Annotated in this window: 16 protein-coding genes; 4 read left to right on the forward strand and 12 right to left on the reverse strand. The window is 65.1% G+C overall.

The features are described 5' to 3' along the window. Positions 1 to 51: 51 nt before the first annotated feature. Entirely contained in the window at positions 52 to 2103 is a 2052-nt protein-coding gene (locus tag KZO25_RS11150; protein WP_223137023.1) for an NADH:flavin oxidoreductase, read from the forward strand. A 71-nt stretch (positions 2104 to 2174) separates the two neighbouring features. Then, entirely contained in the window at positions 2175 to 2816 is a 642-nt protein-coding gene (locus KZO25_RS11155; protein ID WP_223137024.1) for a TetR/AcrR family transcriptional regulator, read from the forward strand. On the opposite strand, the gene KZO25_RS11160 is transcribed toward KZO25_RS11155, so the two are convergent. The 12 genes from KZO25_RS11160 to KZO25_RS11215 all read right to left on the reverse strand — a co-directional run bounded on the left by KZO25_RS11160 (position 2813) and on the right by KZO25_RS11215 (position 18302). Further along, positions 2813 to 4876 (reverse strand): prolyl oligopeptidase family serine peptidase, encoded by a 2064-nt coding sequence (locus KZO25_RS11160; protein ID WP_223137025.1) that lies wholly within the window; start codon positions 4874 to 4876, stop codon positions 2813 to 2815. The genes KZO25_RS11155 and KZO25_RS11160 overlap by 4 nt on opposite strands. A 73-nt stretch (positions 4877 to 4949) precedes the next feature. After that, complete coding sequence (moaA, locus tag KZO25_RS11165) at positions 4950 to 5939, reverse strand: GTP 3',8-cyclase MoaA (protein WP_223137026.1); 990 nt, start codon at positions 5937 to 5939, stop codon at positions 4950 to 4952. Continuing rightward, positions 5936 to 6367, reverse strand: coding sequence for a putative zinc-binding protein (locus KZO25_RS11170; RefSeq protein WP_066447705.1), 432 nt, complete (start codon positions 6365 to 6367; stop codon positions 5936 to 5938). The genes moaA and KZO25_RS11170 overlap by 4 nt, the downstream gene beginning before the upstream one ends. 85 nt (positions 6368 to 6452) lie before the next feature. Further along, positions 6453 to 7196, reverse strand: coding sequence for a Crp/Fnr family transcriptional regulator (locus tag KZO25_RS11175; RefSeq protein WP_223137027.1), 744 nt, complete (start codon positions 7194 to 7196; stop codon positions 6453 to 6455). Further along, positions 7156 to 8397, reverse strand: coding sequence for a gephyrin-like molybdotransferase Glp (gene glp, locus KZO25_RS11180; protein WP_223137028.1), 1242 nt, complete (start codon positions 8395 to 8397; stop codon positions 7156 to 7158). The genes KZO25_RS11175 and glp overlap by 41 nt, the downstream gene beginning before the upstream one ends. Then, on the reverse strand, positions 8394 to 8978 hold the full coding sequence (moaB, locus tag KZO25_RS11185; RefSeq protein WP_223137029.1) for a molybdenum cofactor biosynthesis protein B: 585 nt from the start codon (positions 8976 to 8978) through the stop codon (positions 8394 to 8396). Before moaB ends, glp begins: the two co-directional genes overlap by 4 nt. 11 nt (positions 8979 to 8989) lie before the next feature. Continuing rightward, positions 8990 to 9811 (reverse strand): peptidylprolyl isomerase, encoded by an 822-nt coding sequence (locus KZO25_RS11190; protein WP_066447693.1) that lies wholly within the window; start codon positions 9809 to 9811, stop codon positions 8990 to 8992. Positions 9812 to 9990: 179 nt separating this feature from the next. Beyond that, positions 9991 to 10683 carry a respiratory nitrate reductase subunit gamma gene (narI, locus tag KZO25_RS11195; protein WP_223137030.1) on the reverse strand — a complete coding sequence of 231 codons (693 nt, stop codon included), beginning with the start codon at positions 10681 to 10683 and terminating at the stop codon, positions 9991 to 9993. Positions 10684 to 10696: 13 nt separating this feature from the next. Beyond that, positions 10697 to 11479: a nitrate reductase molybdenum cofactor assembly chaperone gene (narJ, locus tag KZO25_RS11200; RefSeq protein ID WP_223137031.1), complete on the reverse strand. Its 783-nt coding sequence runs from the start codon at positions 11477 to 11479 to the stop codon at positions 10697 to 10699. Beyond that, complete coding sequence (gene narH, locus KZO25_RS11205; RefSeq protein WP_223137032.1) at positions 11472 to 13049, reverse strand: nitrate reductase subunit beta; 1578 nt, start codon at positions 13047 to 13049, stop codon at positions 11472 to 11474. Before narH ends, narJ begins: the two co-directional genes overlap by 8 nt. Beyond that, on the reverse strand, positions 13046 to 16810 hold the full coding sequence (locus KZO25_RS11210) for a nitrate reductase subunit alpha (RefSeq protein ID WP_223137033.1): 3765 nt from the start codon (positions 16808 to 16810) through the stop codon (positions 13046 to 13048). The genes narH and KZO25_RS11210 overlap by 4 nt, the downstream gene beginning before the upstream one ends. A 208-nt stretch (positions 16811 to 17018) precedes the next feature. Then, positions 17019 to 18302 (reverse strand): MFS transporter, encoded by a 1284-nt coding sequence (locus tag KZO25_RS11215; protein WP_223137034.1) that lies wholly within the window; start codon positions 18300 to 18302, stop codon positions 17019 to 17021. A 185-nt stretch (positions 18303 to 18487) separates the two neighbouring features. On the opposite strand from KZO25_RS11215, the gene KZO25_RS11220 reads away from it, so the two are divergent. Both KZO25_RS11220 and narL read left to right on the forward strand, forming a co-directional pair. Beyond that, entirely contained in the window at positions 18488 to 20374 is a 1887-nt protein-coding gene (locus KZO25_RS11220) for a histidine kinase (protein WP_223137035.1), read from the forward strand. Positions 20375 to 20380: 6 nt separating this feature from the next. Next, positions 20381 to 21046 carry a two-component system response regulator NarL gene (gene narL / locus KZO25_RS11225; protein ID WP_066447669.1) on the forward strand — a complete coding sequence of 222 codons (666 nt, stop codon included), beginning with the start codon at positions 20381 to 20383 and terminating at the stop codon, positions 21044 to 21046. Positions 21047 to 21271: the final 225 nt, after the last annotated feature.

The raw sequence follows: 21271 nt of genomic DNA on the forward strand, positions 1-21271 counted from the left end.
CATTGGTATCTATTGTTGTTGAATAGACAACAAGAAGATGGAGGCCGGGGCATGGCCAACGATCCGCTGCTGCAGCCCTTCCAGCTCAAGCACCTCACGCTTAAGAATCGGCTGATGATGACGTCCCACGAGCCTGCCTATCCCGAGGATGGGATGCCCAAGGCGCTTTATCGTGAATATCATGTCGAGCGAGCCCGGGCCGGGCTGGGCCTGACCATGACTGCAGGATCAGCAGCGGTAGCCAAGGACAGCCCCCCGGTGTTCAACAACATCCTGGCCTACAAGGACGAAGTTGTGCCCTGGATGCGTGAGCTTACCGATGCCTGCCACGAACACGGCACCGCGGTAATGATCCAGTTGACCCACCTGGGCCGGCGCACCCGCTGGGACAAGGGCGACTGGCTGCCGGCGGTATCGGCCTCGCATCGCCGTGAAGCCTCCCACCGCGCCTTTCCCAAGCAGGTGGAGGAGTGGGACATCGAGCGTCTGATCCGCGACTACGCCGATGCCGCCGAGCGCATGTACGCCGCCGGCCTCGACGGCATCGAGCTGCAAGCCTACGGCCACCTGATGGATCAGTTCTGGTCGCCGCTGACCAATACCCTCGAGGGGCCTTACGGGGGCGACCTCGACAACCGGCTGCGCTTCACCTTCGACGTGCTGCGTGCCATTCGTCAGCGGGTCGGCGAAGCGTTCATCGTCGGGGTGCGCTATACCGGCGACGAGATGCTGCCGGGTGGGCTCACGGCAAGCGACGGGATGGCGATCTCGCGGCGCCTGAAGGAGAGCGGCCTGGTCGACTTCCTCAACGTGGTGCGCGGGCATATCGACACCGACGCCGGGCTCACCGACGTGATCCCCATCCAGGGCATGCCGAGCGCCCCGCACCTCGACTTCGCCGGGGAAATCAAACGCCAGGTAGACTTCCCTACCTTTCATGGCGCCAAGATCCAGGACGTCGCCACCGCCCGCCATGCCATCGCCTCGGGCAAGGTTGACATGATCGGCATGACCCGCGCCCACATGGCCGACCCGCACATCGTGCGCAAGATCATGGAAGGCCGCGAGGAAGAGATCCGCCCCTGCGTCGGCGCCAACTACTGCCTCGACCGCATCTACCAGGGCGGCGCCGCCTACTGCATTCACAACGCCGCCACCGGGCGCGAGACCACCATGCCCCACACCATCCCCAAGGCCGCGCAGCAGCGCCGGGTGGTGATCGTCGGCGCCGGCCCCGCGGGGCTGGAGGCCGCCCGGGTCGCCGGCGAACGGGGCCATTCAGTGGTGGTGCTGGAAGCCGCCAGCGATGCCGGCGGACAGGTGCGTCTCACGGCGCAGAGCGAGCGTCGCCGCGAGATGATGGGCATCATCGACTGGCGCCTGGCCCGCTGCGAGGCGCTCGGTGTCGAGATCCGCTACAACGTCTGGGCCGAGGTGGAGGACGTGCTCGCCGAGAAGCCGGACGTGGCGATCGTGGCCACCGGCGGCTATCCCATGGAGGACCAGCCTGAGGTCGGCCGCGAGCTGGTGATCAACACCTGGGATATCCTTTCCGGGCACGTGGCGCCGGGAAGCCGGGTATTGCTGTTCGACGATGCCGGCGATCATGCCGCCATGCAGGCGGCGGAGATCATCGCCGCCAGCGGGGCCGAACTCGAGATCATGACGCCGGACCGCACCTTCTCGGCGGAAATCATGGCCATGAACCTGGTGCCCTACATGCGCGCACTGCAACGCCCCAACGTCACCTTCACCCCCACCTACCGACTGAAGTCCGTGCAGCGGGAAGGCGGCGAGCTGCTGGCCAGGATCACCAGCGACTATGCGGTGCAGGATCAGCTGGACCTGGACCAGGCGCGGCGCGTCGACCAGGTGGTGGTCAACTATGGCATCACGCCGATGGCCGACATCTACTTCGAGCTCAAGCCGCATTCCAGCAACGGCGGCGAAGTGAACTACGACAATTTGATCGCCGGCCAGCCCCAGGCGGTTGTGCGTAACCCGGACGGCAGCTTCCAACTGTTTCGCATCGGCGATGCCGTCGAGTCACGCAACACCCATGCAGCAATCTACGATGCTTTGCGGCTGGTGAAGGATATCTAGAGGCGCTTGACGAAAAGTGCCTGCGCTCGAAGACTTTTCGTACAAGGCCTAGTGAACGGAGACATCAGCTGATGCCGAGTGGCACCGACCGCGACACCAAATGGAAAGGCTCCCGCGATGCCTGGCTCGACGCCGCCTTCGAACTGCTGCTCGATTCCGGCGTGGATAGCGTACGCATCCTGCCGCTGGCGAAGCGGCTCGACGTCTCGCGAACCAGCTTCTACTGGTTCTTCAAGGATCGCGATGCGCTGCTGGACGCCCTGATCGAGCGCTGGCGGGAGAAGAACACCCAGGGCCTGGTGCAGCAGACCGAGGCCTACGCCGAGAGCATCACCGAAGCGATCCTCAACGTCTTCGACTGCTGGCTGGACCACGCCCTCTTCGACTCCCAGCTGGAGTTCGCGATGCGCAGCTGGGCGCTGCAGTCGGACCAGGTGGCGAGGGCAGTCGATGCCGCGGACGAGGCGCGCATCAACGCGCTGACACATATGTTCGAGCGCTTCGGCTACGCGCCGCTGGCCGCCAACGTGCGCGGCCGCACCATCTACCTGACCCAGATCGGCTATATCTCGATGAAGACCCAGGAAGCGCTCGAGGTGCGCATGCAGCGCATCCCCGCCTACGTCGAGATCTTCACCGGGCAGGTGCCGCAGACCCGCGAGCTGCAGCGCTTCCAGGCTAGGCATGTTCATGCGTCGGAAGCCATCTCCTAGTTACACCCCCCGCCCATCAATTGCTGCCCAAGAAAGCTGAACGCCAGCGCTTGCATGTGGGCGCGCTGACGGTTGTCCGCCGCACCGCCGTGGCCGCCCTCGATATTCTCGTAATAGAGCACTTGGTGCCCCTGCTCGTGCATGCGCGCCATCATCTTGCGTGCATGGCCCGGGTGGACGCGGTCGTCGCGGGTGCTGGTCAGCAGCAGCAGCGGCGGGTAATCGGCGCCCGAGTCGAGGTTGTGGTAGGGCGAGACATCGCGCAGGAAGGCGTCCCAGTCGTCGCCGTCGGGGGCGCCGTACTCCGCCATCCACGAGGCACCGGCCAGCAACAGGTGATAGCGGCGCATGTCGAGCAGCGGCACCTGGCACACCACGGCGCCCAGCAGCTGCGGGTAGCGCGTCAGCATGTTACCCACCAGCAGGCCGCCATTGGAGCCGCCCTGGATGCCCAGCCGCTGCGGCGAGGTGACGCCGCGCTCGATCAGATCTTCTGCCACGGCAGCGAAGTCCTCGAAGGCCTTGTGGCGCTTCTCGCGCAGCGCCGCCTGGTGCCAGCGCGGGCCGTACTCGCCGCCGCCGCGGATGTTGGCCACCACATAGACGCCGCCCCGGCTGAGCCAGGCGCGCCCCACGCCGGGGCTGTAGCCGGGCAGCAGCGGCACCTCGAAACCGCCGTAGCCGTAGAGCAGGGTCGGATGATCGCCACTCGGCTCGAGATCACGCCGCGCCACCTGGAAATAGGGCACCGGCGTGCCGTCCTGGCTGGTGGCGAAGTGCTGGGTCACCTCGAGGCCCTCGGCATCGAACAGCGCCGGGGCCTGCTTGAGCGTCTCGAGCTCCTCGCCGACCCGGCCGTGCAGCAGCGTGGTCGGGGTCAGGTAGTCGCTGACGATGAGAAAGACATCGTCGCTCTCCTCGTCGTCCACCGCGCTCACGCTGACGCTACCCAGCGCCGGCGCGCCCGTCAGCGGCTCGGGCTGCCACTGCCCCGCTTCCGGTGTCATGACGTAGAGCCGGTGCTTGACGTCGTCGAGCACGTTGAGGATCAGGTGATGGCGGGTCCAGGTGGCGTCGGACAGCGAGGTGCGCTCGGTGGGGGTGAACAGCACGCGGAAGTCGCGCGCGCCTGCCATGAAGGCATCGAAGTTCGTGATCAGCAGGGCACCGGCGGGATGGGTGATGTCGCCGAGCGCCCAGGGCTCGCGGAGCTCCACCAGCAGCCACTCCCGGTGCACCTGCTTGTGGGCCGAGTTGGGCACCTCGATACGGCGCAGGGTGCCGTCGGCCTCGCGCAGGAAGAGCTCGCTGTCGTAGAAGGCCCGGGCGCGGCTGACGAAGTCGCGCTCGAAGCCCGGCGTGGAATCGTGGGCGGCCCCCACCGCCATGTCGTCGAGCTCGGCCTCGAAGACCGTCTCGGCCTCGGCCAGCGGCGTGCCGCGACGCCACTGCTTGACGATGCGCGGGTAGCCGGAGCGGGTAATCGAGCCTTCGCCGAAGTCGGTCTGGGCATAGACCGTATCGCGGTCGATCCAGCCCAGGCTGCCCTTGGCCTCGGGGCGATAAAAGCCATTCTGGACCCAGCGCTTCTCCACCAGGTCGAACTCGCGGGTGACATCGGCGTCGGCGCCGCCGCGGGAGAGCGACACCAGGCAATGCCGCCAGGGTTCGCCGGGCGAAGCAGGGCGCAGACAGTGGGCACCGTGCCACACCCAGTTCTCGCCCTCCTCGGCGTTGAGCGCGTCGAGGTCGATCAGCACCTCCCACTCGGGCCGCGCCTTGCGGTACTCCTCGGGAGTGGTGCGACGCCACAGCCCGCGGGGGTGATCGCGGTCCTGCCAGAAGTTGTAGAAGTGCTCGCCGCGTTTGACCACGAAGGGGATGCGGTCGTCGGCCTCGAGGATCGCCTGGAGGTCGGCGCGCAGCTCAGCGAAGCCGGGCGAATCGGCAAGCCTTGCCTGGCTCTCGGTGTTGCGTGCCTCCACCCAGGCCAAGGCGCGCTCGCCCTCGACTTCCTCGAGCCACAGGTGGGGATCGTGCTCGTCGTGCGGGTCAGCCATGGGAGTCTCCTGGTGGGCGTGGTTTGCCCACCAAGCTAGCCTGCCCAGGCCGAGGGCTCAATGGCGGAGACGCTCAGCCCCCGGTCATGTTCATGAAGCGAACCACCTGCACGTCACCGTCGGTGGTGAAATGGTGGCGCTCGGGTTTCTTCTGCATGGCCGCGACGATGGCGGCCTTGAGGCGTTCGAGGTCGCCGGGGTGACGGCGCATTACCGCGCGCAGATCGACGGAGTGCTCGTTGCCCAGACACAACAGCAGTCGGCCTTCGGCGGTGACTCGCACGCGGTTGCAGGCATCACAGAAGTTATGGCTGTGGGGCGAGATGAAGCCGATGCGCGAGTCGCTGTCGGCCATGCGGAAGTAGCGCGAAGGCCCCAGGGTGTTCTCGGTGGTGGGCACCAACGCATGGCGCGACTCAATACGTGCGCGCACCTCGTCGCTTGAGCAGAAGGTCTCGGCACGGTCGTGGCCGATGCTCTGGCCAAGAGGCATCTCCTCGATGAAGCTGATGTCCACGCCTTCGGCACGGGCAAACGCGACCAGATCGAGCACTTCGTCGTCGTTGCGCCCCTTGAGGATCACGGCATTGAGCTTGATGCGTTCGAAACCGACATCGCGGGCGGCACGAATGCCATCGATGACCTTGTCCAGGCTGCCGGTGCGGGTCAGCTCGCGGAAGCGGCCGGAATCCAGGGTGTCGAGGCTGATATTGAGACGCTTAAGGCCGCCAGCGCGCAGCGCCGGAGCGTACTTGACCAGGCCGGCACCGTTGGTGGTCATGGCGAAGTCCCGCAGTCCGTCGAGGGCACCGATCTCGGCCACCAGTCCCTCTATGCCACGACGCACCAGCGGTTCGCCGCCAGTCAGGCGGATCTTCTCCACGCCGAGTTCGACGAAGGCCCTGGACAGGGTAGCCATCTCCTCCAGGGTCAGCACCTGGGCGCGCGGAAGGAAGGTCATCTCCTCGGCCATGCAGTAGACGCAGCGAAAGTCGCAGCGGTCGGTGACCGACAGGCGAACGTAGCGGACGGTGCGGCCGAAGCCGTCGACCAGAGCGTTCATGGGGATTCCTCGGTTTTTTTCTCGGCGCTTGTTTCGATATGGGCTACCGCATCCACCGGCAGCCGGGCAATCAGGCTGCCGACCCGCTCAGCCACCGCTGTGACTTCTTCCTCGCTGTATGTCTGGCCGCGCCGCTTGCGAAAGCCTTGCTCGTAGAGCTTGACGTGCTCGGTGGCGCTGACCCCGGCATTGGCCAGGCAGTGGGTCACACAGTGCATCTGGCAGCCATCGATGGCGATGATGGGGCGACCGGAACGGGCGGTCTTTACCAGTCCGGGCACCCCACCGCCCACGCCGGCGATGCAGGACATCTCCGCCACCCCGGTATGGTCGAGTGCCAGGGCCACGTCGTTGGCCAACTGGGCCACGTCGGAGCAGCCGGAGCAAGAGTAGACCAGGGTGCGGGGTTTATTGGCGGTTCGGGACATAAGGCCTCCCTAGGCTGTGTACGTCATTCAAACTTCCGAACACAACCGGTGTTATAGCGCCGACGCCACCCTGCCAGACGACCAGCTAGTCATTCGCCAGCATGGCGTCGCGCAGCTTCTGTTCATCGAGCACCACAAGGCGCTGACGGTCGATGCTGATGACACCGCTGTCGCGCAGCTTGGCCAGCAGCCGCGACAGAGTCTCCGGCGTCATGGCAAGCTGGGCGGCCAACCATCGCTTGGGTATGGAAAGCCGCACCACCCGAGGCGACTTCGAGCGACCGGAGGGCAACTGGCGCAGGATGTAGCTGACCAGCCGCGACATGGCATCGGCCTGGGTCAACAGGGCCAGGTCCTCGAGGCGTTCGGTCAGCTCCAGCGCCAGACGGCTCATGAATTCGGCGCGGCAGGCGGGCTGGCGATCCATGATGTCGCGACAGCGCTGGGCAGGAATGGCCAGCACATGGGTACGGCGCAGCGCTTCTGCCGAATAGAGGTAGACGCCGGCGCTGGAAACCATGCTCAGCTCGCCCAGGGTGCCGCCGCGCTCCACGCAGCGGATGGTAGCCAGCCGACCATCCCCGGCAGAGCGCGCCAGACGCACGGCACCGTTGATGACGATGTAGAGCCAATGGGCCGGGGCATCCTGCCGGAACAGCCACTCGCGATTCTTCAGCGCGCGCAGCTCGGAGTCTTCCAGCAGTGAGTTGGCCTCGTCATCGTTGAGCTCGCCCAGCCAGGGCACACCATGCACCAGCTCGCGTAGCTGCTTGGGCTTGAACAGCAGGTCAGTCGACGAACTGTCCGGCGGGCAGATAGGGGTATTCATGACCTTCCTCCACGTCGGTATCGGCAGCCATCATCAGATAGCCGTGTGCCTGGCTGGCTGCCCGCAGCATGTGCGACCCCTGCCCACCAGCAAGAAAGGCTACCGGAAGGCCACCTTGCCAGTCGAGCACTACGCGCAACAGCTCACGCCGGCCCAGGTTGCCGCGCCGCGAAAAGCCGGCACGGACATTGAATTGTTGTAATGGTCCGACGGTACGCCCCTGACACCCCTGGACGAAGGGCCTGGCCAGGAGCTGCCATCCCACCAGCGACGCCACCGGATTTCCCGGCAGGCCGATGAGAGGCACCCCTTCCGGCGATCCATCGTCCAGGTAGCCGAAGGCGAAGGGCTTGCCCGGTTTCATCGCCACGCCGTGGAATACCAGCCCGCCCAGCGCATCGAGCACCGGTCGGACATGGTCCTCCTCCCCCACCGATACGCCGCCGGTACAGATCACCAGGTCGGCACTGTCGCGACTGACCACGAAGGCTTCGTGCAGTGCCTCCGCCGTATCGGCGATGATGCCCAGGTCGATCACATTGCAGCCCTGCTGCTCGAGCAACGCCTGGAGCATCACCCGGTTACTATTGTAAACCTGCCCCGGCGAGGCAGGCTCACCGGGTTCGATCAGTTCGTCACCGGTGGAAATCAAGGCCACCTTCAGCTGTGGCAATACCGGTACCTCAGCAAAACCCTGGCTCGCCAGCATCGCCAGCGCCGCGGCGTTGAGGGTAGCGCCCGCCGGCAGCAGCGCATCGCCGGCACGGTACTCCTCGCCCCGGCGGCGGATATTGGCCCCCGGTTTCGCCTCGCCGCTGACGTGCATGCGCCCTTCGCCGTCCAGCGTGACCCGCTCCTGGGGGATCACGCAGTCGGCCCCCTCGGGGACCGGTGCGCCGGTAAAGATACGCGCGCAGCCCCCTTCGGGCAGTGCCGAGACCGCGGCTCCTGCCGGCACCCGCAGGACGACGGGCAGGCCCTGCTCTCCCAGTTCCGATAGCCGCAGGGCATAGCCATCCATCGCGCTGTTGTCGATGCCAGGCATGTCCAGCCGAGCAGCCAGGTCACACGCCAGCACCCTGCCAAAAGCCTGCTCCAGCGCTACCAGCGCTTCGCCCTGGACTGGCTCGGCGGCGGCGATCATTCGCGCCCTGGCAACGTCCAGGTCGAGCAGACCTTTGGCAAGATTGGCACAGCTCATGCGCGCGCTCCTTGACCATGGTCAGGCACTTTCGGTAACTCCCGAGAGCCACACGCCTGCTGCTCGGGCATGACCATGGCGACGAAATTGCACGGCCGGGTACGCGCATCGAGCTGGCTTTCGAGAATGCCATCCCAGGCGGTGGCACAGGCCTTGGGCGAGCCGGGCATGGCAAAGATCAGTGTCGCATTGGCGACCCCCGCCACGGCACGGGACTGAATCGTGGAGGTACCAATCGTTTCGAAAGAGAGCTGGCGGAACAATTCACCGTAGCCATCAACCGAGCGGTCGAAGAGGGGTGTCAGCGCCTCCGGCGTGGTGTCACGGGTGGTGAAACCAGTACCCCCGTTGACCAGGATCACCTGGATATCATCGCGTACCACCCACTTCGAGACGACCGCGCGGATACGGTAGATATCGTCGGGAACGATGCGACGCTCCACCAGCGCATGGCCGGCCTCGGACAGACGCTCGCTGAGCAGGTCGCCGCTGCCATCCTGGTCGAAGCCACGCGTATCGGATACGGTCAGTACAGCGATGCCGAGCGGTGCGAAGGGGGTATCGGCATGAACATGGGCCATGAAAATCTCTCCTATTGCATCAGGCTTCCGGCAGCATCGTCATCGAGCGCGACTCCTTCGACACCGATCTCGGTTTCCAGTGACAGCAGGTAGTGGCGCAGGGCGCGTCGAGTCGCCTGCTCACGCAGGTTGTGACGCACACGGTCGATGACCTGCTCGAAGGCCTGCGGCTGGCCCTCGGCGCGCTCGTCGATCAGGATCACGTGCCACCCATAGCGCGAGGCCAACGGCCGCTCGTGGAGCCCCTCGGGGAGGTGCTGCAGGGCACGGTCCAGTTCACCGACGGTCTGACCCGGTGCCAGCCAGCCCAGCTCGCCGCCTTCCTCCTTCGATGGACACGCCGAGTGGCGCATGGCGAACTCGGTGAAACGCTCGGGAATGGTCTCCAGCTCCGCGATCAGCGACTCGCCGAGACGGTACTGGGCATCGCGGGCCGGCGCATCGTCCGGCGCCGCCGCCAGCAGGATGTGGCGAACGGCCAGCCGGGTCGGTTCGCTGAAACGCTCCGGCGCGGCATCGAAGAAGCGCCGACAGTCGGCCTCCGAGGGCTCCGGCACCTCCAGCTCCTGCTCCAGCAGGCTGGCGATGGCGGCGTCGTTATCGCCTTCCTCGGCTTCATCGGCCGCCACCAGGCCCAACTCGATGGCTCGCTGGAGCAGCAGCTCGCGTACCACCAGGGCACGGGCGGCCTGGAGCTGCGCCTCGCCGGCGGTTGCCGCGGGGTGGTACTGCATCTCCCGGGCAATGCTCTCCTCGTCGATGGCCTTGCCGCCGACCCTGATGGGCGGCGGGGTGACGCGGCCCGGCAGCTGTTCGATCTCGATCATTTGCATGTCATTCACCTCAATAATCTTGCCGGAGCAGGCCCGGGGACCAGGTTTCCGAGGAGGCGCTGTGAATCCTTCCCTGGACGCTACTTTTTCCATCCCTGGAAAAAGACCTCCTCGTCCACCTGTCCCCGGCCCTCTCGGTGTTGCCATTACTCGCGAAGCCGAGCGCAGCCAGCTTGTGCTTAGCCCCGGCGGCGGACCAGCTGGTAGCGCCGCGTGATATACCCGAACGGTACGCTCCAGACATGCACCAGTCGCGAGAACGGGAACAGCAGGATGATGGTCAGGCCGACGAAGATATGCAGCTTGTAGATCCAGGAGACCTCTTCCATGTAGTAGGCCGCTCCGCCGCCGAAGAAGACGATCGCCTGGGCCCAGCTGGCCAGGGTCACCATCATCTCGCCGTCCATGTGGCCCAGGGAGAAGAGGATGGTGACCATCCCCAGCGCCGCCTGGAACACGATCAGGCCGAGGATGGCGGTATCCATGGTGCTCGAGGAAGCCCGCACCCGGACGTTGGTCAGGCGGCGATGCAGCAGCATGGCGCCGCCCACCACGCACATGGCCCCGGCGATGCCGCCCACCACGATGGCGAGAAGCTGCTTGGTGCCGGGGTCCAGGAAGCGGTCGTACATCCAGTGCGGCGTCAGCATGCCGAACAGGTGGCCGAAGAAGATCACGATGATGCCGACATGGAACAGGTTGCTGGCCAGGCGCATGTTCTTCGACGACAGCATCTGGCTGGAGCCGGTCTTCCAGGTGAACTGGCCATGGTCGTAGCGCATCAGGCTGCCGATCAGGAAGACGGTGCCGACGAGGTACGGGTAGTAGCCGTAGATCAGGTGATTGAAATAAGTGGAAATGGCGTCAAACATGACAGTTCTCCTGTTAACGACCGCTCACGCGAGGCGCTTCCGCCCCGGGTGACATGATCCGTACCGGCTGGCTCTGGGTCTCGCGCTTGCGCTCGGCCAGACGACGCCCCTCGGCGGACTGCAGCGCGCAGTCCTCATCGGACTTGGCGGAAAAGCGCACCGCCTCCTCCTCCCACACCGCATCCAGCGCCTCGGGAGTGTCATCGCGACTCTCCCCCACCACGACCTCGCGCTGGGCTTCCACTTCCTCTTCGGCACCGATCATCGCCAGCAGGGCGCGCATCACCAGGGCGTGGTCGGTGCCACGCTCCTCCAGACGCGCTGCCAGCAGCGCCAGGATGTGGCGGATCTCGCCCAGCCAGCGACCGATTTCCTCATCGCTGCGGGTGGAGAGATACTCCAGGAACAGCGGCAGATAGTCCGGCAGCTCCCGGGCATCCAGCTCGAAGCCGGCTTCCTGGTACTCGTTCATCAGGTCGACCATGGCCTGGCCGCGGTCGCGGGACTCGCCGTGGACATGTTCGAACAGCAGCAGCGAGTGGGCGCGGCCCTTGTCGAACAGCGCCACGTACTCGGACTGGAGCTCGAGCAGGTCGGCCTCACTGATGCGCTGGCACCAGCTCATCAGGTCGGCCTTCAGCGCCGCCGTCAGGCGGCGCTCGACGTAGAGCGCCTCGATCAGCTCATCCACCGCGCCCTGCAGCGCCTCGGTGGGGTAGTCCAGCAGACGGGCCAGCACGCGCAGGCTGCGCATGCCAGGCTCGGCCTGGGGTAACTGGAGTGCGGCATCAGCCATGGTGCTTCTCCTTGGCAGCCGTCTTCCCGGCCGCGGCCTTGGGATCGAAGACGTCCACCGGCTTGACAAGTGTGCTGGTCTGGGGACGACCGTTGAACAGGCTCGGCTTGCTCTCGCCGTGGCAGCCGTCGCCGAAGCTGAAGCCGCAGCCGCCGCGCTCGGGGAAGGCTTCGGTGGCCATCTCGCGATGACTGGTGGGGATCACGAAGCGATCCTCGTAGTTGGCGATGGCGAGATACCGGTACATCTCCTCCACCTGCGCCTCGGAGAGGCCCACGGCGTCGAGCACCTCGGTGTCATGCTTGCCTTCCACATGCCGGTTGCGCATGAAGACGCGCATCGCCATCAGCCGCTTGAGCGCCAGCACTACGGGCTCTTCTTCGCCGGCGGTGAGCATGTTGGCGAGATAGCGCACCGGGATACGCAACGATTCGATCTTGGGCAGCACGCCGTCGTACTCGATCTTGCCGGCCTCGGCGGCGGACTGGATCGGCGACAGGGGCGGCACGTACCAGACCATCGGCAGGGTGCGGTATTCCGGGTGCAACGGCAGTGCCAGCCCCCAGTCCATGGCCATCTTGTAGACCGGCGACGCCTGGGCGGCCTTGATCACGTTGTCGGTGATGCCGTCCTTTTTGGCCTGGGCAATCACTTCCGGGTCGTTGGGGTCCAGGAAGATCTCGCGCTGACGGTGGTAGAGGTCGCGCTCGTCCGGCGAGCTCGCCACTTCCTCGATACGGTCGGCGTCATAGAGCAGCACGCCGAGGTAGCGGATGCGGCCCACGCAGGTCTCGGAGCAGATGGTCGGCATGCCCGCCTCGATGCGCGGGTAGCAGAAGATGCACTTCTCGGACTTGCCGGTCTTCCAGTTGTAGTAGATCTTCTTGTACGGGCAGCCGGAGATGCACATCCGCCAGCCGCGGCACTTGTCCTGGTCGATCAGGACGATGCCGTCCTCTTCCCGCTTGTAGATCGCGCCGCTGGGGCACGAGGCCACGCAGGTGGGATTCAGGCAGTGCTCGCACAGGCGCGGCAGGTACATCATGAAGGTGTTTTCGAACTGGCCGTAGATATCGGCCTGGATCTTCTCGAAATTGGTATCCTTGCGCCGCTTGGCGAACTCGGTGCCGAGGATTTCCTCCCAGTTGGGACCCCATTCGATCTTCTTCATGCGCTCGCCGGAGACCAGCGAGCGCGGACGCGCCACGGGCTGATGATCGGCCTGCTTGGCGGTATGCAGGTGCTCGTAGTCGAAGTCGAACGGCTCGTAGTAGTCGTCGAGTTCGGGCAGGTCGGGGTTGGCGAAGATGTTCGCCAGCACCCGCCACTTGCCGCCGATGCGCGGCTCGATCTTGCCGTCGGCGCGACGCATCCAGCCGCCCTTCCATTTCTTCTGGTTCTCCCACTCCTTCGGATAGCCGATGCCGGGCTTGGTCTCGACGTTGTTGAACCAGGCGTACTCCATGCCTTCGCGACTGGTCCAGACGTTCTTGCAGGTGATCGAGCAGGTGTGGCAGCCGATGCACTTGTCGAGGTTGAGGACCATGCCTACCTGGGAACGAATCTTCATTTCACGGCCTCCTGAACGCTGTCGTTGCCTTCGCCGTCGAGCCAGTCGATTCTCTTCATCTTGCGTATCAGGACGAATTCATCGCGGTTGGAGCCAACGGTTCCGTAGTAGTTGAAGCTGTAAGAGAGCTGCGCATAGCCGCCGATCATGTGGGTCGGCTTGGGGCACACCCGGGTCACGGAGTTGTGCATGCCGCCGCGGGTCTTGGTGACCTCGGAGCCCGGCACGTTCACGTTGCGCTCCTGGGCGTGGTACATCATCACCATGCCCGCCTTGACCCGCTGACTGACGATGGCGCGAGCGGTGATGGCGCCGTTGGCGTTGTAGAGCTCGATCCAGTCGTTGTCCTCGATTCCGATCTCCTGGGCATCGGTCTCGGACATCCAGACCACCGGGCCGCCGCGGTTGAGCGTCAGCATCAGCAGGTTGTCGCTGTAGGTGGAGTGGATGCCCCACTTCTGGTGCGGGGTGATCCAGTTCAGCGCCTTGGTCGGGTAGCCGTTGTCCTCGGGCAGGTCGAACCCGGTCACCGTCTTGGTGTTGATCGGCGGACGGTAGACCAGCAGGCTCTCGCCGAAGGCGCGCATCCAGGGGTGATCCTGGTAGAACTGCTGGCGGCCGCTCACGGTGCGCCACGGAATCATCTCGTGGACGTTGGTGTAGCCGGCGTTGTAGGAGACGTGCTCGTCCTCCAGGCCGGACCAGGTCGGGCTCGAGATGATCTTGCGCGGCTGGGCGACCACGTCGCGGAAGCGGATCTTCTCCTCCTGCTTGGGGCGTGCCAGGTGGGTGTGGTCGCGCCCGGTGATCTTGGACAGTGCGTCCCAAGCCTTGACCGCCACCTGGCCGTTGGTCTCCGGCGCCAGGGTCAGGATCATCTCGGCGGCGTCGATGGCCGTCTCGATCAGCGGACGCCCCTTGTGCGGTCCGTCCAGCTTGCAGTGGTTGAGCTTGCCGAGCAGCTCGACCTCGCTATCGGTGTTCCAGGCGATGCCCTTGCCGCCGTTGCCGATGCTCTCCAGCAGCGGCCCCACGGAGGTGAAGCGCTCATAGGTCTCGGGATAGTTGCGCTTGACCTCGATCAGCGCCGGCATGGTCTTGCCGGGGATCAGATCGCACTCGCCCTTCTTCCAGTCCTTCACCTCAACCTGGGCCAGCTCGGCGGGGGAGTCGTGCTGGTGCGGCAGAGTGACCAGGTCGGTCTCCTCGCCCAGGTGACCCACGCAGACCTTGGAGAAGGCCTTGGCGATGCCCTTGTAGATGTCCCAGTCGCTGCGCGACTCCCACGCCGGGTCGGTGGCCGCGGTCAGCGGGTGGATGAACGGGTGCATATCCGAGGTATTGAGGTCGTCTTTCTCGTACCAGGTGGCCGTGGGCAGCACGATGTCCGAATAGAGACAGGTGGAGGACATGCGGAAGTCCAGCGTGACCACCAGGTCGAGCTTGCCTTCCGGCGCCTCGTCGTGCCACTTCACTTCCTGCGGTTTCTGGCCGCCGAAGTCGCCCAGGTCCTTGCCCTGTATGCCGTGGCGGGTGCCCAGCAGGTACTTGAGCATGTACTCGTGACCCTTGCCCGAGCTGCCCAGCAGGTTGGAGCGCCAGATGAACATGTTGCGCGGGAAGTTCTGGGCGTTGTCCGGGTCTTCCGCGGCGAAGGCCAGCTCGCCGCTCTTGAGCTGTTGGACAGCGTAGTCCTTGGTGGACATGCCAGCGGCTTCCGCTGCCTTGGCCAGGCGCAGCGGGTTGGTGCCGAGCTGCGGCGCGGAGGGCAGCCAGCCCATGCGCTCGGAGCGCACGTTGAAGTCGATCAGGCTGCCGGGGTAGTCCTCGGCCTTGGCCAGCGGCGACAGGATCTCCTTGATCTCGAGCTTCTCGTAGCGCCACTGGGAGGAGTGGTTGTAGAAGAAGGAGGTGGAGTTCATGTGGCGCGGCGGGCGCTGCCAGTCGAGGCCGAAGGCCAGCGGGGTCCAGCCGGTCTGCGGACGCAGCTTCTCCTGTCCCACGTAGTGGGCCCAGCCGCCACCGCTCTGACCGATACAGCCGCACATGACCAGCATGTTGATCAGGCCGCGGTAGTTCATGTCCATGTGGTACCAGTGGTTCATCGCCGCACCGACGATGATCATGGAGCGACCCTGGGTCTTGTTGGCGTTGTCGGCGAACTCGCGGGCGATACGGGCGACCTGCTCGGCGGGCACGCCGGTGATCTTCTCCTGCCAGGCCGGGGTGTAGGGGCGGATCTGGTCGTAGGAGGTGGCGCCGTCGTCCTCGCCCTCTTTGCCGAAGCCACGGTCGATGCCGTAGTTGGCGCACATCAGGTCGAATACGGTGACGGCCAGGATCTCAGTGCCGTCGGCTTTCTTCAGGCGCTTGGCGGGCAGGCTGTGGAACAGCAGTTCGTTGCCGGCCACGTGGTCGAAGTGCTCGTGGGCAATGCCACCGAAGTAGGGGAAAGCCACCCGAGCCACGTCGTCATGGTGCTCGGCCAGGGACAGCAGCGGCTTGATCTCGGTGCCTTCGGCATCGAGCGATTCGAGGTTCCACTTGCCCACCTCATCGCCGGTCTCGCCCCAGCGGAAGCCGATGGAGCCGCGCGGCACCACCAACTGGTCGCGAGTCTCGTCCCAGGCGACGGTTTTCCACTCCGGATTGTTGTCCTGGCCCAGGCTCGCCTCGAAGTCGCTGGCGCGCATCTGGCGACCGGGGGCATAGCTGCCATCCTCGCGCGCTTCCAGCTCGACCAGGAAGGGCATGTCGGAATACTTGCGCACGTACTCGGTGAAGTAGGCGCTGGGGTTGTCGAGGTGGAACTCCTTGAGGATCACGTGGCCCATGGCCATGCCCAGCGCGGCATCGGTGCCCTGCTTGACCGACAGCCATTCGTCGGTGAGCTTGGAGACCTCTGCGTAGTCCGGGGTAATGGAGACGGTCTTGGTGCCCTTGTAACGCACTTCGGTGAAGAAGTGGGCGTCCGGGGTACGGGTCTGGGGCACGTTGGAACCCCAGGCGATGATGTAGCCGGAGTTGTACCAGTCGGCCGATTCCGGCACGTCGGTCTGCTCGCCCCAGGTCTGAGGGCTGGCCGGCGGCAGGTCGCAGTACCAGTCGTAGAAGCTCATGCAGACGCCACCGATCAGCGACAGATAGCGGCTGCCCGCGGCGTAGCTGACCATGGACATGGCCGGGATCGGCGAGAAGCCGATGATGCGGTCGGGGCCGTACTGCTTGGCAGTGTAGACGTTGGAGGCGGCGATCAGCTCGTTGAGCTCGTCCCAGTTGGCCCGCACGAAGCCGCCCATGCCGCGGGCACGCTTGTACAGCTTGGTCTTGGCCGGGTCCTCGACGATGGAGGCCCAGGCGTCGACCGGGTCCGGTTTCTCCTTGAGGGCATCGCGCCACAGCTTGAGCAGCGGCTTGCGAACCAGCGGGTACTTGAGTCGGTTGGCGCTATACATGTACCAGGAGTAGCTGGCGCCACGCGGGCAGCCCCGCGGCTCATGGTTGGGGAGGTCCGGGCGAGTACGCGGGTAATCGGTCTGCTGGGTCTCCCAGGTGACCAGGCCGTTCTTGACGTAGATCTTCCAGCTGCAGGAGCCGGTGCAGTTCACGCCGTGGGTGGAACGCACGACCTTGTCATGCTGCCAGCGCTGCCGATAGCTGTCTTCCCAGCCGCGGGACTCGTCGCGGGACTCGCCATGGTCGTTGGCGAAGGGCTCGCGAGCCTTGCGGAAGAAATTCAGCCGATCTAAGAAGTGACTCATGGTCGATCTCCAGGCTTCTTGAAATGTTGCGTGGCACCCGGGCCACCCCGCCTGCCGTGTCGTGCGCCGTGTTCCACACGACCGCCGGGGCAGGTTCTTGGAGAGGATTCTGGAGGATCGAAACGCGGATTACTGCCCGGTTACCTCCATATACACCTCAACTACCCACAAGGTGATAGACGCGCCGCGCGAAAGGGGATAAGCCCCATCAGGAAGGGGTGCCGGTACGGGCCGTGGAGTCCCAGAGCATGACCAGCATGCAGACCGCAAGCGCGGCGTAGAGGAACATGAAGCCGGCGGTGCGTATGCCGATCCACTCGTTGCCGAGCACGAACATCAGCGGCAGGACCGCGGCAAAGAGCCCACCCAGGGCCAGCGCCAGCCCACCCGAACGGGCCATGTCATCGCCATGATCACGGTGCATCAGGCACATCAGGCTACCCTTGCCGATACCCATGGCCAGCCCCATCACCGCCAGCAGACCAATGAATCCCCACAGGGGCATGGAAAACCTAAGGGCCAGGTCCCCATGCACGCCATGGATCTGCATGGTGAAGTCGGGGTAGGAGAGCAGGAACAGACAGACCATTACGCAGGCACTGACCCACCAGCGCAGGTCACGGAAGTCGCGTCGGTCGGCCAGGGCGCCGCCCAGGATCTGTCCCAGCCCTCCCGGCAGGGTGAACAGCAGCGCCCAGAGCGCCGCACTCTTCAGCGGCAGCTGATACTGGGCCGCCAGGTAAGCGGGCAACCATAGCGCCAGCGCCACGAAGGCGCCGTAGAAGAAGCTGTAGTAGAGGGCCAGGCGCCAGACGGCCGGCCCGGGCAGCCCACCTCTCCGCTTCCCGGCAGGCGGGGGCGGGTCGTCGTCAAGGCTATCCGGCTCGGGCTCCTCGGTGTACGGCTCGTCCTCGGCGAAGAGCCACAGCAGCACCGCCACCAGCAGTATCGGCAGCAGAAAGAGCTTGGGTGCCATGGGCCAGCCATAGGCCTGGCTGATCAGGGGTAGCAGAAAATAGGTAAGCCCCGCTCCCAGCATACCGGCACCGTAGAGCCCCAGCGCCAGGCCGGCATGCCGGCGCGGGCAGAGGGCGGAGACGTAGACCAGGCCGGCGGCCAGTGAACCGGCGCCCAGGCCCAACCCGGCCCCTGCCAGCAGGAAGTCGCCGTACTCCCGGGAGTGGGCGATACCCCAAAGAAAGGGGCAGATCAGCAGCAGGCAGCCAATCATGACCCGCCGGCCGCCGATGCGATTTGCCAGGATGGCCAGAGGCAGGGCCGACAGCGCACCGGTGAGCATCGGCATGGCCAGCAGCACGGCGAACTGCACCGCGCCGAAGCCCAGGACACGCTTCAGCTCGACGCCCAGTACGGCGAAGATGGTCCAGCTGGCGAAGACCAGCGCGAAGGCAAGCGGTGACAGCAGCACGACCACCAGCGAACGATAGTCGCCCTGCACGCCCGCTGCGGGGGCTTTTCCGGCAGACTTCATGAACGGTGGGTCCGAGGGAGTGGTCCAACGAATTCTCGGCACCCTGGCCCATAGCGTCAAAAGGGCAAGCGAGGTACCTCTTTATGAGGAGCAGCCGCTACCTAATCGGGTAAGGTGCAGCGGCTACCCACTGGGGTATAGTGGCTATCCATTCCCCCGCAACACACCGGAGTCCCCATCTGGCGATGAAACTGCTGCAACGCTCCCTGGTGGCCCGTATCGTGGCCTCGCTGCTGGCGATCAGTGCCATGGCCTTGATCAGTATCGTGGTAACCATGGCGGTAGCCGGGGGTAGCCGAGGCGACGCCGCGGCCATCAACGTGGCGGGCTCGCTGCGCATGAATACCTATCAGATCGTTGCTGCCCTGCAGCGCTACGAGCGGGTTCCCTCGATGGATCATCAGGCCGCCGTGTACGTGCTCAAGCGTCGCTTCGAGGAGCGGCTGGCCAGCGACGAGCTGACCGGTGCGATCCCCGTCTCCGAGGCTCATGAGCTGCGTCGCCAGTATCGCCTGGTGCTGTCTCGCTGGCACAACGAGCTGGCACCCGAGGTGAGCGAGGCCGTTGCCAGCCAGACCGTGCGTATCGACCCGCTCAATCAGGCTCTTGACGGCCTGGTGGGCGAGATCGACACCATGGTCAGCCAGCTCGAACAGAACACCGAAGCAAAGATTCGCCTGCTCAGCGCACTGCAGATCCTGTTCCTGGGCCTGACCGCCGTGGTACTGATCATTGCCCTCTATGATATTCGCCACAACCTGGTGGCGCCGCTGCGCCAGCTGATGGTGCTGGCCCGGGAAGCCGCACGGCGCAATTTTTCCCAGCGCACCCGGCTCAGCGGCAGCGACGAGCTGGCCATGCTCGGTCGCACCTTCAACAACATGTCGGAACAACTGGCTTCCAGCTATGCCGCGCTGGAAGAGCGGGTGGCCCACAAGACCCAGGAGCTTGAGCGCAGCAGCGAGGTGATGCAGGTGCTGCACGATGGCAGCCGCTGGCTCTACGGCGGCGGCAATGACCTCTGCACCAGCGCCGCCCCCATGCTGCGCCAGGTCGAGCAGCTGCTGGAGATCGGTCCCATCCGGCTGTCGCTCAACGACCCCCATGACAACAGCCAGATCCCCATCCTCGCCACTCGCTCCGCCCGGCGCCCCGAATATTGCCGCGACCATGACTGTCACGCCTGCCTGATCGACCCGAACCCCATGCGACTCGCGAATACCGAAGAAGGAGAGTGCCTGCTGCTGCCGGTGAGCGTGGGTGAGGAGATGCTGGGTACCCTGGAGATCTGGTACCCCAAGGGTGAGCGCCTCTCGCACAGCGTGCGCCGCCTGCTCAATGCCCTGGCCGACCAGCTGGCCACGGCAGTGTATCTTCAGCGCCGTATAGAGGAGGAGCAGCAGGTCTCATTGATGAACGAACGCACCATCATCGCCCGTGAGCTGCACGATTCGCTGGCCCAGTCGCTCTCCTACCTCAAGATGCAGGTGGCCCGGCTGGAGCGCATGCAAAGCAAGAACGCCCCCCGGGAAACCCAGGCGGCGGTATTCGACGAGTTGCGTACCGGACTCAACAGCGCCTATCGTCAACTGCGCGAACTACTTACCACCTTCCGCCTCAAGTTGGAGGGCCCCGGCCTGCAGTCGGCCCTGCACCAGACAACGGTGGAATTCTCCGATCGGATGGGTGCCATGGTGGAACTGCACTACGACGTACCGCCCCACCTGCTCAACCCCAATGAGGAGATCCATGTCCTGCAGATCGCCAGGGAAGCCTTGAGCAATATCCACAAGCACGCCCAGGCTCACTGGGCCAGCGTCACGGTGCGCTTTCAGGAAGCCCGCATCGAGCTGCGGATCGAGGACGACGGCGTAGGCCTGGCGAACGATGAGTCACCGCCCATGCACTATGGGCTCGTCATCATGCGCGACCGGGCCCACACGCTAGGCGGCGAACTCACGCTGACCAACCGCGCCGAAGGCGGCACGCGGGTCGAGCTGACCTTCACCCCGCAGACCGCGCGCCTGATCACCCGACAGCCAGCCACCATCACTCAAGAGAACGGAAACTGAATCGCTATGGGCCAGCCAATCAACGAGACCCCCGCCAGTATCCTGATCATCGATGACCACCCGCTGTTGCGCCGCGGCGTGGCGCAACTACTGGAGCTGGAGGATGACCTGCTGCTGATCGGCGACACCGGCGTACCCCAGGAAGGCGTGCGCCTGGCCATCGAACTTGACCCGGACATGGTGCTTCTCGACCTCAACATGCCAGAGATGGACGGCATCCAGACCCTCAAGCGGCTGCGGGACGAGGGGTTCGCCGGACGTGTGGTGATGTTTACCGTTTCCGACCATGAAGAGGACCTGGTCGCCGCGCTGCGCGGCGGTGCCGACGGTTACCTGCTCAAGGACATGGAGCCCGAAGAAATGGTGCGCCAGCTGCGCCAGGTGGCGCTGGGCCGAATGGTGGTGAGTGAAAGCCTCACCGCACTTCTCGCCGAGGCGCTGCGCAACCAGCGCTCGGCGCCGGCCACCCCGGATATCCACAGCCTGACCCAGCGCGAGCGCGAGATCCTGCGCGAGCTGGCCGCCGGCCTTTCCAACAAGCTGATCGCACGCAAGCTCGATATCACCGAGGGCACCGTCAAGGTCCACGTCAAGCACCTGCTGAAGAAGCTCAACCTGCGCTCGCGAGTCGAAGCGGCGGTGTGGGCGGTGCAGGAAGGCATCGACCGGTAGGGGGGACAAGACCGGTTCTGTGTGGATACCTCCAAAGACTTCAAGGCGCCGAAACGGCGCCTTTTTCTTTTCTCGATAATTTATTTATTCTTTTAAAACAGCAATTTATTAAAATACCCCCGCTACCCCTCAAGTGGTATTCCCCTGATTTTCCAGCATTTTCAGCCTGTTTCGCCCCCCTTATGCGCGGCGTATCTTTGCGCCATACGAACCTGAATTGATCCC

It is taken from the genome of Halomonas sp. ANAO-440 (genome assembly GCF_019915905.1).
GTDB lineage: Bacteria > Pseudomonadota > Gammaproteobacteria > Pseudomonadales > Halomonadaceae > Halomonas > Halomonas chromatireducens.

Bases quoted from the DNA above. Each gene is read 5' to 3' on its own strand.
- KZO25_RS11150 (WP_223137023.1), top strand. From the start codon at position 52: ATGGCCAACGATCCGCTGCTGCAGCCCTTCCAGCTCAAGCACCTCACG.
- KZO25_RS11160 (WP_223137025.1), bottom strand. From the start codon at position 4,876: ATGGCTGACCCGCACGACGAGCACGATCCCCACCTGTGGCTCGAGGAA.
- KZO25_RS11190 (WP_066447693.1), bottom strand. From the start codon at position 9,811: ATGCAAATGATCGAGATCGAACAGCTGCCGGGCCGCGTCACCCCGCCG.
- KZO25_RS11175 (WP_223137027.1), bottom strand. From the start codon at position 7,196: ATGAATACCCCTATCTGCCCGCCGGACAGTTCGTCGACTGACCTGCTG.
- narH (WP_223137032.1), bottom strand. From the start codon at position 13,049: ATGAAGATTCGTTCCCAGGTAGGCATGGTCCTCAACCTCGACAAGTGC.
- moaA (WP_223137026.1), bottom strand. From the start codon at position 5,939: ATGAACGCTCTGGTCGACGGCTTCGGCCGCACCGTCCGCTACGTTCGC.
- KZO25_RS11220 (WP_223137035.1), top strand. From the start codon at position 18,488: ATGAAACTGCTGCAACGCTCCCTGGTGGCCCGTATCGTGGCCTCGCTG.
- narI (WP_223137030.1), bottom strand. From the start codon at position 10,683: ATGTTTGACGCCATTTCCACTTATTTCAATCACCTGATCTACGGCTAC.
- KZO25_RS11210 (WP_223137033.1), bottom strand. From the start codon at position 16,810: ATGAGTCACTTCTTAGATCGGCTGAATTTCTTCCGCAAGGCTCGCGAG.
- moaB (WP_223137029.1), bottom strand. From the start codon at position 8,978: ATGGCCCATGTTCATGCCGATACCCCCTTCGCACCGCTCGGCATCGCT.
- KZO25_RS11215 (WP_223137034.1), bottom strand. From the start codon at position 18,302: ATGAAGTCTGCCGGAAAAGCCCCCGCAGCGGGCGTGCAGGGCGACTAT.
- KZO25_RS11155 (WP_223137024.1), top strand. From the start codon at position 2,175: ATGCCGAGTGGCACCGACCGCGACACCAAATGGAAAGGCTCCCGCGAT.
- narL (WP_066447669.1), top strand. From the start codon at position 20,381: ATGGGCCAGCCAATCAACGAGACCCCCGCCAGTATCCTGATCATCGAT.
- narJ (WP_223137031.1), bottom strand. From the start codon at position 11,479: ATGGCTGATGCCGCACTCCAGTTACCCCAGGCCGAGCCTGGCATGCGC.
- KZO25_RS11170 (WP_066447705.1), bottom strand. From the start codon at position 6,367: ATGTCCCGAACCGCCAATAAACCCCGCACCCTGGTCTACTCTTGCTCC.
- glp (WP_223137028.1), bottom strand. From the start codon at position 8,397: ATGAGCTGTGCCAATCTTGCCAAAGGTCTGCTCGACCTGGACGTTGCC.